This is a genomic window from Geodermatophilus sp. SYSU D00758 (assembly GCF_054049955.1).
Genome location: NZ_JBJGYK010000007.1, coordinates 91464 through 105691, shown reverse-complemented (window position 1 = coordinate 105691; position 14228 = coordinate 91464). Strand labels below are relative to the sequence as shown.

Annotated in this window: 13 protein-coding genes and 1 tRNA gene; 3 read left to right on the top strand and 11 right to left on the bottom strand. The window is 73.2% G+C overall.

Annotation, left to right across the window (positions count from 1 at the left end):
* Positions 1-360: 360 nt before the first annotated feature.
* Both ACI8AC_RS07250 and ACI8AC_RS07245 read right to left on the bottom strand, forming a co-directional pair.
* A complete protein-coding gene (locus tag ACI8AC_RS07250) occupies positions 361-948 on the bottom strand; it encodes a hypothetical protein (protein WP_456896626.1) in 588 nt (195 codons plus the stop codon).
* A 245-nt stretch (positions 949-1193) separates the two neighbouring features.
* A complete protein-coding gene (locus tag ACI8AC_RS07245; protein ID WP_456896624.1) occupies positions 1194-1634 on the bottom strand; it encodes a type II secretion system F family protein in 441 nt (146 codons plus the stop codon).
* A 568-nt stretch (positions 1635-2202) separates the two neighbouring features.
* On the opposite strand from ACI8AC_RS07245, the gene ACI8AC_RS07240 reads away from it, so the two are divergent.
* The gene (locus ACI8AC_RS07240) at positions 2203-3426 is read left to right on the top strand and encodes a site-specific integrase (RefSeq protein WP_456896622.1); all 1224 of its coding nucleotides are present in this window, start codon (positions 2203-2205) and stop codon (positions 3424-3426) included.
* A 99-nt stretch (positions 3427-3525) separates the two neighbouring features.
* Here ACI8AC_RS07240 and ACI8AC_RS07235 read toward each other — a convergent pair.
* A tRNA-Asn gene (locus ACI8AC_RS07235) sits at positions 3526-3598 on the bottom strand.
* Between the two features lie 131 nt (positions 3599-3729).
* Between ACI8AC_RS07235 and ACI8AC_RS07230 the strand changes: the two genes are divergently transcribed.
* Positions 3730-4089 (top strand): hypothetical protein, encoded by a 360-nt coding sequence (locus tag ACI8AC_RS07230; protein ID WP_456896620.1) that lies wholly within the window; start codon positions 3730-3732, stop codon positions 4087-4089.
* Positions 4090-4098: 9 nt separating this feature from the next.
* Here ACI8AC_RS07230 and ACI8AC_RS07225 read toward each other — a convergent pair whose 3' ends face one another.
* The 4 genes from ACI8AC_RS07225 to ACI8AC_RS07210 are packed head-to-tail and all read right to left on the bottom strand — an operon-like array spanning position 4099 to position 7711.
* A complete protein-coding gene (locus tag ACI8AC_RS07225; RefSeq protein WP_456896618.1) occupies positions 4099-4680 on the bottom strand; it encodes a hypothetical protein in 582 nt (193 codons plus the stop codon).
* Positions 4677-6560, bottom strand: coding sequence for a DNA primase (gene dnaG / locus ACI8AC_RS07220; RefSeq protein WP_456896616.1), 1884 nt, complete (start codon positions 6558-6560; stop codon positions 4677-4679). The genes ACI8AC_RS07225 and dnaG overlap by 4 nt, the downstream gene beginning before the upstream one ends.
* Positions 6560-7072, bottom strand: coding sequence for a hypothetical protein (locus ACI8AC_RS07215; RefSeq protein ID WP_456896614.1), 513 nt, complete (start codon positions 7070-7072; stop codon positions 6560-6562). Before ACI8AC_RS07215 ends, dnaG begins: the two co-directional genes overlap by 1 nt.
* Before the next feature lie 9 nt (positions 7073-7081).
* Positions 7082-7711: a YdcF family protein gene (locus tag ACI8AC_RS07210; protein WP_456896612.1), complete on the bottom strand. Its 630-nt coding sequence runs from the start codon at positions 7709-7711 to the stop codon at positions 7082-7084.
* 205 nt (positions 7712-7916) lie between these two features.
* Between ACI8AC_RS07210 and ACI8AC_RS07205 the strand changes: the two genes are divergently transcribed.
* Positions 7917-9179: a multidrug effflux MFS transporter gene (locus ACI8AC_RS07205; RefSeq protein WP_456896610.1), complete on the top strand. Its 1263-nt coding sequence runs from the start codon at positions 7917-7919 to the stop codon at positions 9177-9179.
* 13 nt (positions 9180-9192) lie between these two features.
* On the opposite strand, the gene ppdK is transcribed toward ACI8AC_RS07205, so the two are convergent.
* From ppdK to dusB, 4 genes are all read right to left on the bottom strand, one after another.
* The gene (ppdK, locus tag ACI8AC_RS07200) at positions 9193-11895 is read right to left on the bottom strand and encodes a pyruvate, phosphate dikinase (protein WP_456896608.1); all 2703 of its coding nucleotides are present in this window, start codon (positions 11893-11895) and stop codon (positions 9193-9195) included.
* A 241-nt stretch (positions 11896-12136) separates the two neighbouring features.
* Complete coding sequence (locus ACI8AC_RS07195; protein ID WP_456896606.1) at positions 12137-12418, bottom strand: hypothetical protein; 282 nt, start codon at positions 12416-12418, stop codon at positions 12137-12139.
* Positions 12419-12516: 98 nt separating this feature from the next.
* On the bottom strand, positions 12517-12960 hold the full coding sequence (locus ACI8AC_RS07190) for a hypothetical protein (RefSeq protein WP_456896604.1): 444 nt from the start codon (positions 12958-12960) through the stop codon (positions 12517-12519).
* An 85-nt stretch (positions 12961-13045) separates the two neighbouring features.
* Positions 13046-14218: a tRNA dihydrouridine synthase DusB gene (gene dusB, locus ACI8AC_RS07185; RefSeq protein ID WP_456896602.1), complete on the bottom strand. Its 1173-nt coding sequence runs from the start codon at positions 14216-14218 to the stop codon at positions 13046-13048.
* Between the last annotated feature and the right edge of the window lie 10 nt (positions 14219-14228).

The following is a 14228-nucleotide window of genomic DNA, read 5'->3' as shown; positions in this document are numbered from 1 at the left end:
AGCAGCCGCACCGCTGGGGCGGTCGAGGTCGGGAGAGGCAGCGTCTTGCCGCCGGGCAGTCACTCGGTCAGCTGTTCCTCGGCTTTAGCGTCACCGACCAGCACTTGGGGCTGGCCGTCCTCCTGGTACTCAGGAGAGTCCTCGGATCCGGAGAGCGCCAGGAACTCAGGAGCTGTGGCGTGAGCGCAGGAGCGCATATGCAGACCTCTTGAAAAGATTGCTGCAATGGGTGGTGCCACCGACAATCTTTACGCCTGGTTCACCTGGCCGCCTCGGCAGCATGGGGCTGCATAGTGCGCCCTGGGCCCTCGACCGTCCGCATTGTAGCGGTCAGGAGACTCAAGTCAGCGTAAACGCGATTCAAGGTGCGTGCAAAGTCCTGATCAAGGTGACGACATCCCAGACCTCTCTAGCTGCTATTAGAGAGACGACCGCAAGAGAGGTCGCGACGAAACAGTCTCCAAGGCCGAGATCTTGTATGATTGAGGTTAGCGAGAGTGCAATGAGGTAATAGCCGACGTGTAGAGACGTCACGCGACCCATATACGTTAGATGCTGCCCCTCCGCTCGCCACAGTAGGCCACTGACAAGCAATGCATATGCCCCCGCAAACAGCAGTCCTAAAGTCAAACCTGACAACTCATCTGCCGCTTCTTCCGACGAAACGAAGAGCTGACTCCATGCCGCCAGGGCGATAGATCCACCCACCAGCATGGTCTCCAGGCGGCGAGCTCCCTGATCCAGTATCCGTAGGTGGCGTTCTTGTACATCTACTGACCCCCCAAGGCTGGCCGTCGTCTTCTTTACCACCCCATGCCACAGTTTTCGCGGCGTGCGGGGAGAAGGAGCGCTCCAGCAAGAGAAGACCAAGTAGTCGGCGAACCAGATGATGCGTGCAGCCAGGGTGACGATCACCAAGGCGATCAAGTATTGGTCGAATGCATCCACCGGCTATCCGTTACACCACTTTGGGTCGCACCTGCCATCGTAACTGAATCTCCCGTGAGGGCAGGAATTGTTGCCAAAAGTCGGCGAGATGAAGTCGAATGAACCCGAGTCTCGATCAGTTTCTGTTGCCGTGTCATCAGATTCAGGCTGCTCGGACTCAGGCTTCGGCTCGCTCCCCGGTTCGGCAATCTCGTGGTCCACATGAACCCCCTTGACGCAGTCACCTATAAGACGAGGCTGGCTAGTCAGGCGAGCGCCGTCAAGGGTCCTTGGTAACGCAACCCGCCGGTTGCCGGATCGATGGCAGGCCGCCTATCGGCGCCCTCGGGGGTGCGCTTGGGATGCGGCCTTCGTAAAGCTGCCATCGACGAACATCTGCTTCCGCCCGCACGCCTGATCGGAGTGGTACCGCGCACGCCCGACCCGTAACCGTGTGCGCGCGGCCAGTAGTCCCTTATTGAGCACAGGGCGAAGAGGACGGTGACCGGCAGCACCAGGAAGACGACCGGGACCATCATCGCGATCTCCTTGCGTCCGCCGGCCTCCAGCAGCAGGCGCTTTCCGGCCTCGCGGGCGTCGGCGGCCTGGGCGCGCAGCACCTCGGCCAGCGGGGTGCCGCGTTCCAGGGCCACGAGCAGCCCGTCGACGAAGCGGGCCAGCGGTTCGAGGGAGGTCCGCTCCGCCACCTGCTCAGCGCGTCGAACAGTGGGACCCCGGCCCGCGCCCGGCCGTTCGCAGGCCGGGTATGACAGCGCCGTGCACTAGGTGCGTTCGTCAACCCTATTACCGTGGCTCGATCTTGGCTGCTAACCCGGCGATGGCCCTGGAAATGGCTCAGGGGGTCATGCCCCAGGGGTCGCCGCAGGGCGACCATGCCGGCGGATCGGCTCAGATGCCCGCAGCGGGCCGCGCGAGCTCCGAGCCACGGCCCAGCCACCCGGCGAAGCTCCGGGCGGTCGGGCAGCACGACGACGCGGCACGCAACGGCCAGGCCAAGCCAGGCCAGGGCCGTGGGCCAAGGCCCTGGCACAGGCCACGGCCACGGCCACGGGCCACCAGCCGACCCGGCGACAGGGCCGCGCGCTGCGGCAGGGCTGGACCAAGCCACAGGGCACGCGGGCCACGGCGAGGGCGAGGCCAGGGCTCGCGCTCGCCCATCACCCTACCGAATGAACCAGTTATCAACTCGCCAGAAACAGCCCTACCGTCCCGAGCACCAGCGGGGGGCGACAACGAGAGGCAGGACCAGCGCACATGCCACGACCGAGGAACGACCTGGGCGAGTGGGGCCGGGTCACGATGACCGGCTTCGTGTTCGACGAGAACGGCAACAAACAGCGCGCGCCCGAGGGGGCGCGGAAGGCCGACACCTGGCAGGCCCGGGCCAGGGTGCGGGACCTGGACGGCAAGCTCCGCTCCGTCGAATCGTGGCGCTCCACCAGGGAGGCCGCGCGGCGCGCGCTCATGGACAAGCTCCGTAACCGGGTGGCACCGGCCCCGGCTCACGCTCTGGTCAAGCCGACCACGACCGTGGCCGAGGTCGCCGGCAGGTGGCTGGCGGACCTGGCCGATGCGGACCTGTCCACCAACACCCGTCAGGTCTACCGGCTCATGTGTCAGCGCCACGTGATCGGCCCGGAGGGGCGACCGTCGTCCCTGGCGAACCTGGCCGTTCGTGAGGTCACTGCCGGTGGTGTGGAGCGGTTCCTCACGGAGGTCGCCAAGGCTTCCGGCAAGGGGGCTGCCCGGACGGTTCGCACGGTGCTCCGTGGCGTGCTGGACGTGGCGACGAAGGACGACGCCATCCCGCACAACCCGGTGCGGTCGGCCGGTCCATTCAAGGTCCGGACGACCAGGCCCAAGGGCACCCGCGAGGCCGAGCGGTCATTCACCGAGGACGAGCGGGATGCCGTGGTGGCCTTCGCCGAGACCGACCCGGTGGCCATTCGGCGGGACCTGGGCGACCTGGTGGCGTTCCTGGCGGGCACCGGGGCACGCATCGGCGAAGTCTGCGCGCTGCGCTGGTCGGCCCTGGACCTGGCCGAGGGAACGGCGACGCTCGGCCCGGTCGTGGTCCGTGAGACGGGCAAGGGGGTGCACATCCAGGCCGACGGCAAGACCGACAGCAGTACGCGCACGATCAAGCTGCCCGCCGACCTGGTGGCCCGCCTGCTGGCCCGGCAGGTCAACGCCGTGGCCAACGAGTGGGACGTGGTGTTCCCCTCTCCGATGGGCAGGCTGCGCGACCCGAGCAACACCAGCCATGACGTGCGCGACCTGATGAGGGGCGCCGGGTACGAGTGGGCGACCGCGCACACCTTCCGGCACACCGTGGCGACCCTGCTCGGCCTGGTGCTGACCGCCCGCGAGGTCGCCAACTACCTGGGGCACGGCCGGGCCAGCATGACCATGGACCGCTACATGAGCCGGACCACCATGTCGGAGCGGGCTGCCGAGCTACTGGTCATCGGGCGGTAGCCACGACGAAAGTGGCGAGTAAGTGGCGGATCGCCCCATCGTTCCGCTGACGACGAAGGCCCCTGACCGGCAAACGCGCTGGGCAGGGGCCTTTTCTTGCTCCCCCGATTGGACTCGAACCAATAACCCTGCGATTAACAGTCGCATGCTCTGCCAATTGAGCTACGGGGGATCGGCGGGCACGCCCGCGCGCCTCGACGAGAGTACCCCACGCCCGGCGGGGCCCTGCGGGCGGCTCCGCGTCGCGCGTCACCGCAACCGCGGTTACGTTGATCACCCCATCGACGCAGCAGGAGGTCCCTCGTGGCGAAGCTGTCCTTCCTCGCCGGCTTCGGTGCCGGGTACGTGCTCGGCGCCAAGGCCGGCCGCGAGCGGTACGAGCAGATCCGGCGTGCCTGGGGCAACGCCAAGGAGAACCCGCAGCTCCAGGAGGTCGCCGGCATGGCCCAGGCCCGCGCCGACGCGGTGGCCAACTCGGTCAAGGCGCGCATGGGCCGCGACAGCTCGGGCGGGGGCTCCGGCAGCGGCGGCTCGTCGGGCGGGGGCTCGGCGGGTGGGGGCTCCCTGAACGACGTGCCCTCCAGCGGCACGCCGTCCGGCACCTCGCCGACCACCGGCGGGCCGACGACCAGCGGGCCGGCCGGCACGCCCCCGATGCCCTGACGCGACCGGTCAGCCGACCTGGTCGGCGGCGACCGCCTCGGCCAGCTTCTGCCGCGCGACCTCGCGCGCCTCGGGGTCGAAGCGGTCGGCGTCGTCGTCGAACACGACGCTCCACTCGCGCGCGGCCTGACCGGGCACCCGCCGGGCGACCAGCACCACTCCCCCGCGCCCGGGCAGCGGGGTGCGCCGGCTGGCGACCACGGTCTGGTCGACCCGCCGCCGGACGACGGCCGGCAGGTCCCCGGCGTCGGTGAGCGCGTGCCGCTGCGCGGGAAGGCGCGCCTGCACGCCGGGCTCCACCTCGGTCAGCGGGACGACCTCGAAGCGCCCGCCGCCGTCGGCGGTCGCCGTCCACCGGGCCGAGCCGACCTCGTGCCACGGCAGGACGTCGACCTCCCCGGCGTCGGGCAGGGCGAGGTCGGCTGGCACCCGGCGCAGCCCCCGGGAGGTCGCCACCAGCCAGCCCTCGTCGCGGACCAGCACGCCCCAGGCCAGCACCCGTTCGTCGGGGTCGGTGGAGGCCAGGGCGACAGCGCGCACCGGCCCCGGCGGCCGGGTGAACCGCCGGCGCAGCCGCTCGGCGAGGCTCATGCGCCCAGACCGCCCATCGCCCGCTGGCGCAGCGAGATCGCCCGCTGCTCCAGCTCCATGAGGCTGCCGAACGCGCGCATGTACTCGTCGGCGGCCTCGACCGGGTTCATCCGCTGCAGCCGGCCCTTGAGCGCGGCCACCTGCCGGACGGTGTGCATCTCCTCCAGCCGGGCCAGCACCGCCCCGACGTAGCCGGCGTCGGGCTCGGTCGCCGAGCGCAGCGGCTCCACGGCCAGCGCGGTCAGCTGCGCCCGCGCCGACTCCCGGGAGCAGTGCCCGGCGATCTCGTCCAGCCACTCGGGCCCGGTCACCCGGGTCGCGGCCGCTCCCCCGGCCGCCTGCACCGCGGCGGCGACCGCGGCGAGGTCCGGGTCGGTGTAGGCCTCCACCGGGATGGCGTCGAACGACGGTCCGGCCAGCTCGGGGACCTGCAGCGCCGCCTTCACCGCCTCCCGCTCCACCGCCACGGCGATCTCGTCCGGCGAACGCCGCGGCGTCCGCGGCCGGCCGCGGCCAGGCGCACCGCCGTCCCCGGTGATCCGCCGGACCCGCTCGAGCACCTCCCCCTCGTCGGTGTTGCCGATCATCCCGGCCAGCTGGCGGGCGTAGGCCGGGCGCAGGGCGTGGTCCTTGATCTGCGCGACCAGCGGCGCGGTCTTCTCCAGCGCGGCGACCCGGCCCTCGACGGTGTCGAGGTCGTAGCCGGCCAGCGTGGTCTTGAGCACGAAGGCGATCAGCGGCGTGCGGCGGGCGACGAGGTCCCGGACGGCGGCGTCCCCGTGCGCCTGCCGCAGCTCGCAGGGGTCCATGCCGTCGGGCTCCACCGCGACGAAGGTCTGCCCGACGAAGCGCTGGTCCTCGGCGAAGGTCCGCATCGCCGCGTTCTGGCCGGCGGCGTCGCCGTCGAAGGTGTAGATCACCTCCCCGCTGAACTCGTCCTGGTCCATGAGCAGCCGGCGCAGCACGCCGATGTGCTCGGGGCCGAACGCCGTCCCGCAGGAGGCCACCGCCGTCGTCACGCCGGCCAGGTGGCAGGCCATGACGTCGGTGTAGCCCTCGACGACGACCGCCTGGCGCCGGCGGGCGATGTCCCGCTTGGCCCGGTCGATGCCGTACAGCACGGTGCTCTTCTTGTAGAGCGGCGTCTCCGGGGTGTTGAGGTACTTCGGGCCCGGGTCGTCCTCGGCGAGCTTGCGCGCGCCGAAGCCGATGACGTCGCCGGTGATGTCGCGGATCGGCCAGACCAGCCGCCGGTGGAAGCGGTCGATGAGCGTCCCCCGGGAGGACTCCTTGGCCAGCCCGGCGGTCACCAGCTCCTGCTGGGTGTAGCCGGCGCCGCGCAGGTGGCGGGTGAGGGAGTCCCAGCCGCTGGGCGCGAAGCCGCAGCCGAAGTCCAGCGCCACCTGCCGGTCGAAGCCGCGGTCGGCGAGGAACTGCCGGGCCGGTGCCGCCTCGGGCGTGCGCAGCTGCTCGGCGTAGAAGGCGGCCGCCGCGGTGTTGGCCGCCACCAGCCGGGCCCGCTGACCGGCCTGGGCGCGATCGGGGGCCCCGGTCGGCCGGCCGCCGTCGTCCTCGTAGCGCAGCTCGACGTTCGCCCGCCGGGCGAGCAGCTCGACCGCCTCGGTGAAGGAGATGTGGTCGATCTCCTGCACGAAGCGGATGACGTCGCCGCCCACCCCGCAGCCGAAGCAGTGGTAGAGCCCGCGCGCGGGGGTGACGTGCAGGGACGGTGACTTCTCGTCGTGGAACGGGCACAGCCCCTTGAGGCTGCCGCCGCCGGCCCGCCGCAGCTGCAGGTGCTCGCCGATGATCTCGTCGATCCGGCTCCGCTCCCGGACCAGCGCGATGTCCGCCGCGCGGATCCGCCCACGCCCGGCCATCAGCTGCTCCCGGCTGCGGCGGCGCCGCCGGCCACGGCGGCCGTCGTGGCGGTCTGGTCGCGGCGGCCCAGGACCAGTGCGATCCACAGCAGGAACACCTGCGAGTCCAGGGGCAGGTCGTCCCCGGCGTCCAGCGTGGGCCGCGGGGACCACCGGCCGGTGCTCCCGGTCCCGGCGACCACCCGCCCCCCGGCGGAGAAGCGGTACCGGCTCCCCCACCACGAGCTGCGCTCGGCGGTCACCGCCGTCCCGGCCAGGTCGAGCGCCCAGGTGCCCCGCCACCACGAGGTCTGCCGGGCCCGCAGCCGCGCGGCGCCCTCCGGCTCGCTCGCCCACCGGGCGGTCAGCTCGCCCGACCGCTTGGCGAACACCCACGCGCGGTCGCCGACGACGGCCGTGGCCGCCTCCTTCCAGTTCGAGGCCCGCAGCGTGGCGACGACCGTGCCGTCGCGCAGCACGGGCCGCGCGCCGGCCTCGCACCCGGCCGAGCCGGCCTTCCCCAGTTCCAGCACCGCGCCCCCTCAGCCGATCCCCGGCGCCCCGGCCACGCTCTCGCCGGTCGCGCGGTACAGCAGGTAGGCCGCCGTCTCCCGCAGGATGTACCGGAACTGCGTGGTGCGGGTCTGCACCGCCGGGCCCTGCCGGGTCGGCGAGCTCTCGGCGGCGATGCCGGCGTCCTCGGCCATCCGCTCGGCGCGCAGGGCGTGCCACGGGTCGGTCACCAGGACGGCGGTGCGCCAGCCCCGCTCGTCGAAGGCCGTGGCCACCGACCGCATGCTCTCCAGCGTGTCGACGCCCTCCTCCACCGCGAGCAGCGCGTCCCCGGGGACCCCGGCCGCGGCGAGGTAGTCGCGCCCGGCCTCGGCCTCGGTGAACTGGTCACCGGCGGCCTTGCCCCCGACGGTCACGACGACGGGGGCGACCCCCTGCTCGTAGAGCCGCAGGGCGTGCTCCAGGCGCGCCTCGAAGATCGAGGACGGGACGCCGTTGTACTGCGCCGAGCCGAGCACCACGATCGCGTCCGACCCCGGGCGGGAGTCCTGCCGCGCCGTCCACCAGATCGCCCCGGCGGTGGCGCCGACCAGCAGCACGGTGGCCAGCACCACGGCACCGACCACCCTGCCGACCAGGCTCCCCGCACGCACCGCCACGCGTCATGGGTACCACGCGGGGCCGTCGGGACGGGGACGCCCGGGGCCGGTGTGCACGCCGGCCCGGCGCGTCCCCGCGGTGGCGTGCGCGACGCGCCCGTCCCCGGGAGTTCACCGGCGACCGGGATGACGCGGCCCCCCGCCGGAGTTGCCCGATGCAACGAACCGACGAGACGGGCCGCCGCCGGCGCCCGAGGGGAGCACCGTGACCGCCCTCCAGGAGCAGACCACCGCGACGCCCGCGCCGGCGCACCCACCGCGCCGGGCGGTGCTCGCGCTGGTCCTCGGCGCCTTCGTGGCGACCGGCGCGCTGACCATCGACATGTACCTGCCCGCGCTGCCCACGATCGCCGCCGACCTGCGCACCAGCTCGGCCATGGTGCAGCTCACGCTGACCGGCACGCTGGCCGGCCTGGCGCTGGGCCAGCTGGTGATCGGGCCGCTCTCCGACGCCCTCGGCCGGCGCCGCCCGCTGCTGGCCGGCACGGCCCTGCACGTGGTGGCCTCGCTGCTGGTGCTGGTCGCGCCCGACATCGTCACGCTGGGCGTGCTGCGGGTGCTGCAGGGGGTGGGCAGCGCCGCCGGCAGCGTGATCGCGATGGCGATCGTGCGCGACCTGTTCCAGGGCCGGGCCGCGGCCACCATGCTCTCCCGGCTCTTCCTCGTGCTCGGCGCCGCTCCCGTGCTCGCCCCCACCCTCGGCGGCGAGCTGCTGCGGGTGACCTCCTGGCGGGGCGTCTTCGTCGTCCTCTCCCTGTACGGGCTGCTGCTCCTGGTGCTCGGCGCGCTGGCGGTGCCCGAGACGCTGCCGCCGTCCCGCCGCGCGACCGCGGGCCTGGCCGGGACGCTGCGGACCTACCGCGGGCTGCTGGGCGACCGGGTGTACGTCGGCCTGGTGCTGGTGGCCTCGCTCACCATGGCGGGGCTGTTCACCTACGTGTCGGGCTCCTCGTTCGTGTACCAGGGCCAGTTCGGCCTCGACGCGCAGCAGTTCGGCCTGCTCTTCGGCGCCGGGGCCTTCTTCCTGATCGGCGCCACCCAGCTCAACCCCGTGCTGCTGCGCCGGTGGTCCCCCGCCCGGATCCTCTCGGTCGCCGTGCTCGCCGGTGCGGGCTCCGCCCTGGTCATGCTCGTGCTCGCGACCACCGGGACCGGTGGGCTGCCGGGCGTCGTCGTCCCCCTGTGGGGCGTGCTGGCCGCCACCGGCCTGGCGCTGCCCAACGCCCCGGCGCTGGCGCTGGCCGCGCACGGCGAGGCCGCCGGCGCCGCGGCGGCGCTGCTCGGGGCGGCCCAGTTCGGCGTGGGCGCGGCGATCTCACCGCTGGTCGGGGTGCTCGGCAACGACGCCACCGCGATGGCCGGGGTCATCGTCACCGGGCTGCTCCTGGCCATCGCCGTGCTGGGCGCCGTCGTCCGGCCGTGGCAGCTGGCCGACGCCCCGGAGGCGCCGGCCGCCGCGACCGCCTGAGGCCTACCGGGCGTCAGCTGCCGACGTGCTCGGCCCCCAGCGCGGCCCGGCCCGCCTCCAGCCGGGCCACCGGGACCCGGAACGGTGAGCAGGACACGTAGTCCAAACCCACCTCGTGGAAGAAGTGCACCGAGTCGGGGTCCCCGCCGTGCTCGCCGCAGATGCCGAGCTTGAGGTCCGGCCGGGCCGCGCGCCCCCGCTCCGCCCCGATCCGCACCAGCTCCCCGACGCCGGGGCGGTCCAGCGACTCGAACGGCGAGACGCCGAAGATGCCCTTGTCCAGGTAGGCGTGGAAGAACGCCGCCTCGACGTCGTCGCGGGAGAAGCCCCAGGTCATCTGGGTCAGGTCGTTGGTGCCGAAGGAGAAGAACCGCGCCGACTGGGCGATCTCGGCGGCGGTGAGCGCGGCCCGGGGCACCTCGATCATGGTGCCGATGAGGACGTCGAGCTCCGCCCCGCACTCCTCGAAGACGGCGGCGAGCACCGCGTCGGCCTCCTCGCGGATCGCCTCCAGCTCCTGCACCGCCCCGACCAGCGGGATCATGATCTCCGGGCGGGGGTCGCCGCCGGCCGCCTTGCGCTCGCACGCGGCCTCGGCGATGGCGCGGACCTGCATGCCGAACAGGCCCTTGACCACCAGGCCCAGCCGCACGCCGCGCAGCCCCAGCATGGGGTTCTGCTCGTGCAGCCGGCGGACGGCGGCCAGCAGCCGCAGGTTGGCCTCGTCCGGGTGCCCCTGCGCCTCGGCGACGGCCACCCGCACCGACAGCTCGGTGAGGTCGGGGAGGAACTCGTGCAGCGGCGGGTCGAGCAGCCGCACGGTGACCGGCAGCCCGTCCATCACCTCGAAGATCTCGAGGAAGTCCTGCTTCTGCAGGGGCGCCAGCCCGTCGAGGGCGTCCTGCTTCTCCTCGTCGGTCTCGGCGAGGATCAGCTTCTCCACCAGCTGCCGCCGGTCGCCGAGGAACATGTGCTCGGTGCGGCACAGGCCGATCCCGCGGGCGCCGAACCGGCGGGCGCGGGCGGAGTCGTCGGGGGTGTCGGCGTTGGTGCGGACGTCGAGCCGGCGCGCCCCGTCGGCGTGGGCGAGGATCCGGTGCACGCTGCGCACCAGGTCGCCGGCGTCCTCGGAGGCGGGGTCGATCTCGCCCTCGAAGTAGCGGACCACCTCCGAGTCCTCGACCGGCACCTCCCCCAGCCACACCTTCCCGGTCGAGCCGTCGATGGAGATGACGTCGCCCTCGGAGACCACCGTGCCGTCGGGCGCGGTGAACCGGCCGGCCTTGGTGTCGACCTGCAGCTCCTCGGCGCCGCACACGCACGTCTTGCCCATCCCGCGGGCGACGACGGCGGCGTGCGAGGTCTTGCCGCCGCGGCTGGTCAGCACGCCCTGGGCGGCGATCATCCCGGACAGGTCGTCGGGGTTGGTCTCCCGCCGGACGAGCACGACCTTCTCCCCGCGGTCGGCCCACTGGACGGCGGTCTCCGAGGAGAACACCGCCTTGCCGACCGCGGCGCCGGGTGAGGCGTTCATGCCCTGGGTGAGCTGCTGGGCGTCCCCGCCGGAGACGAACCGGGGGAACATCAGCTGGGCCAGCTGCTCGCCGGTCACCCGCCGGACCGCCTCGTCCATGTCGATGAGGCCCTCGTCGACCAGCTGGGTGGCGATGACGAAGGCGGCCGCCGCCGTCCGCTTGCCGACCCGGGTCTGCAGCATCCACAGCTTGCCGCGCTCGATGGTGAACTCGATGTCGCACAGGTCGCGGTAGTGCGCCTCGAGGGTCGCCATCGTGTCCATGAGCTCGCGGTAGGCGGCCTCGTCGATGCGCTCGAGCTCGGTGAGGGGCACGGTGTTGCGGATGCCGGCGACGACGTCCTCCCCCTGCGCGTTCTGCAGGTAGTCGCCGTAGACGCCCTGCGCGCCGCTGCCCGGGTCGCGGGTGAACGCCACCCCCGTGCCCGAGTCGGCGCCGAGGTTGCCGAAGACCATCGAGCAGACGTTGACCGCGGTACCGGCGTCGCCGGGGATGCGCTCGCGGCGGCGGTAGAGGATCGCCCGCTCGGAGTTCCAGGAGTCGAACACGGCGTTGATCGCCAGGTCCATCTGCTCGCGGGGGTCCTGGGGGAAGTCCCGGCCGCACTGCTCGCGCACGATGGCCTTGAACCGGCCGACGACGTCGCGCAGGTGCTCGGCGTCGAGGTCCAGGTCCAGGTCGGTGCCCTGCTCGCGCTTGGCCTCGTCGAGGGCCTCCTCGAACAGCTGGCCGTCGAGGTCCAGCACGGTCTTGCCGAACATCTGGATGAGCCGCCGGTAGGAGTCCCAGGCGAAGCGCTCGCTGCCGGACTGCTCGGCCAGGCCCCGGACCGACTCGTCGTTGAGGCCCACGTTGAGGACGGTCTCCATCATCCCGGGCATCGACGCCGCCGCCCCGGAGCGGACCGAGACCAGCAGCGGGTCACCGGGGTCGCCGAGCGTCTTGCCCATGGCCTTCTCCAGGGCGGTCAGGTGCTCGGTGACCTGGTCGGCCAGCTCCGGCGGTGTGCTGCCGTGTTCCAGGTAGTACCGGCAGGCGTCGGTGGTGATGGTGAACCCGGGCGGCACCGGCAGCCCGAGGTTGGTCATCTCGGCCAGGTTGGCGCCCTTGCCGCCCAGCAGGTCCTTCTGGTCCTTGCTGCCCTCGCTGAAGTCGTAGACCCACGTCGTCGGTCCGCCCACCGTGCACCTCCGCGCTCGCCGATGTCGGCGCCGGACCCCGGCACGGCCCGGCGCGCGGTCCCGACCGGCGACGGCGCCGTCGACCCAGACGTCTCATACGTCTCGGTCGAGACCTGTGGGGGGATGGTGGCCCACTCGGCGGGGACACGCCAGCCGTCGTCCCACGACCGTGGGGCCGGACCGGCGACCCGGCCGGGCGTGCCGGGCGACGGACGTCAGGCGACGGACTCAGGCGACGGACTCAGGCGACGAGGAGGAACCCGACGAGGGCGAAGAGCAGCGTGACCGCCACGATCACCGACCCCACGATCAGGCTGGTGTGGTTCGGCGGCGAGGGCCGCGGGGAGACGTAGTCGGGGAACCCGGTGGCGTACTGCTGCGGCGCCGGGAGCTGCTGGGGGGCGTACTGGGGGTGCGGGGCGAGGGGCACCTGGCCCGGGAAGCCGATCTGCGTGGGCGCCGCGGGCGGCGGCACGGGTGCGGCGGGCGGGCCGGCGACCGGCTGGGGCGACGGGTGCGACAACGCGGTTCCTTCTCTCGGGGCTCCCCGGGCGGGGGCCGGGTGGGCGGCGAACATGCTGGCACCCCGGCCCGGTGCTGAGAAGGGAACGGCGCGCGGCGTCAGCCCGTCGTCCCGCAGATGCGCGGGCCGTCCTCGCTGACGACCGTCACGGTCGACGAGCCGCCGTCCGCCCAGTCGATCCGCACCCGCTGCGCCGGTTCACCGCCGACCTCGGCGGCGCTGACCGCGGCTATCTCACCGGCGCCGGTGACGCCGTAGGCGTCGGCGACGTCCTCGGGGACGACGCGGGCCCGCTCCTCGTTGCACAGCAGCAGGTACGCGGTCTCGGTGTCGCCCTGGCCGAGCGCGTCGAGGAAGACGCCGGTGACCTCGCGGGCCTGCTCCTGGGGGCTGCCCTTGACCAGCGGGAGCCCGACGGCCATCGCCAGCGCGACGGCGACGGTCCCGCCCAGCACGGCCAGGATCAGCCCGCGGGCCGAGCGGGGCGTGCCGGTGTGCAGCGGCGCCGGGCCGTCGTCGTAGAGGTAGGGACCCGTGCTCATGGCTCGACTCCGCTCTCGATCCGCTCCTCGCTCGCCGGCGCTCGCTGCGATGCTCCCTGGACCGTCGTCCTCGCAAGGGTCCTGCTCATCCGCCGCTCACCATCAGCTCGGCCCCGGCCGGCGGCCGGGGGTCGTCGCGGTCCTCGAGCCAGCCCTCGGGCAGCGCCAGGGGGCGGGGCGGGCTGGTCCGCCCGCGCGGCGCGCCGAGGACGGCGGTCGGGTAGGGCTGGTCCGGGATGCCGGCCAGCAGCCCGGCCAGCTCGTCGAGGGCGCTCACCATCGCCAGCGCCCGCCGGACGTCGGAGCCGACCGAGAAGCCCTTGAGGTACCAGGCGACGTGCTTGCGGAAGTCGGTGCAGCCGTGCCGCTCGCCCTGCTCGGCGCTGAGCAGCTCCGCGTGCCGGAGCATGACCGCGGCCACCTGGCGCAGGCTCGGCAGCGCGCGCTCCGACCGCCCGGCGAAGGCGGCGGCCAGGTCGCCGAACAGCCACGGCCGGCCCAGGCAGCCGCGGCCGATCACCACGCCGGCGCACCCGGTCTCGGCGACCATGCGCAGGGCGTCGTCGGCCTCCCAGATGTCGCCGTTGCCCAGCACCGGGATGTCGACGGCCTCGACCAGCCGGGCGATGGGCGCCCAGTCGGCGGTGCCGCTGTAGAGCTGGTCGGCGGTGCGCCCGTGCAGGGTGATCGCCGCGGCGCCCTCGTCCTGCGCGATCCGCCCGGCGTCGAGGTAGGTGACGTGATCGGCGTCGATGCCGATGCGGGTCTTCACCGTGACCGGGACGTCCCCGGCGGCGCGGACGGCGGCCCGCACGATGTCGCGGAAGAGCACCCGCCGCCACGGCAGCGCGGAGCCGCCGCCCTTGCGGGTCACCTTGGGCACCGGGCAGCCGAAGTTCAGGTCGACGTGCGCCGGCCGCGTGCCGGCGACGCCCTCGTCGACGAGCATCTCCACGGCCCGGCCGACGGTGGCCGGGTCCACGCCGTAGAGCTGCACGGAGAAGGCGTCCTCCTCGTCCGGCGTCGCCCGGACCATCTGCAGCGTCTTCTCGTTGCGCTCCACCAGCGCCCGCGTGGTGATCATCTCGCAGACGTAGAGCCCCGCGCCGAACTCGCGGCACAGCGTGCGGAACGCCGGGTTGGTGATGCCGGCCATCGGCGCCAGCACCACGGCCGGGTCGACGGTGAGCCCTCCCAGGCGCAGCGGAGCGGGGCCCGTCCCGGTGGACGGGCCCCGCTCGAGGACGCTGCTGCTCACCGCTCCAGGG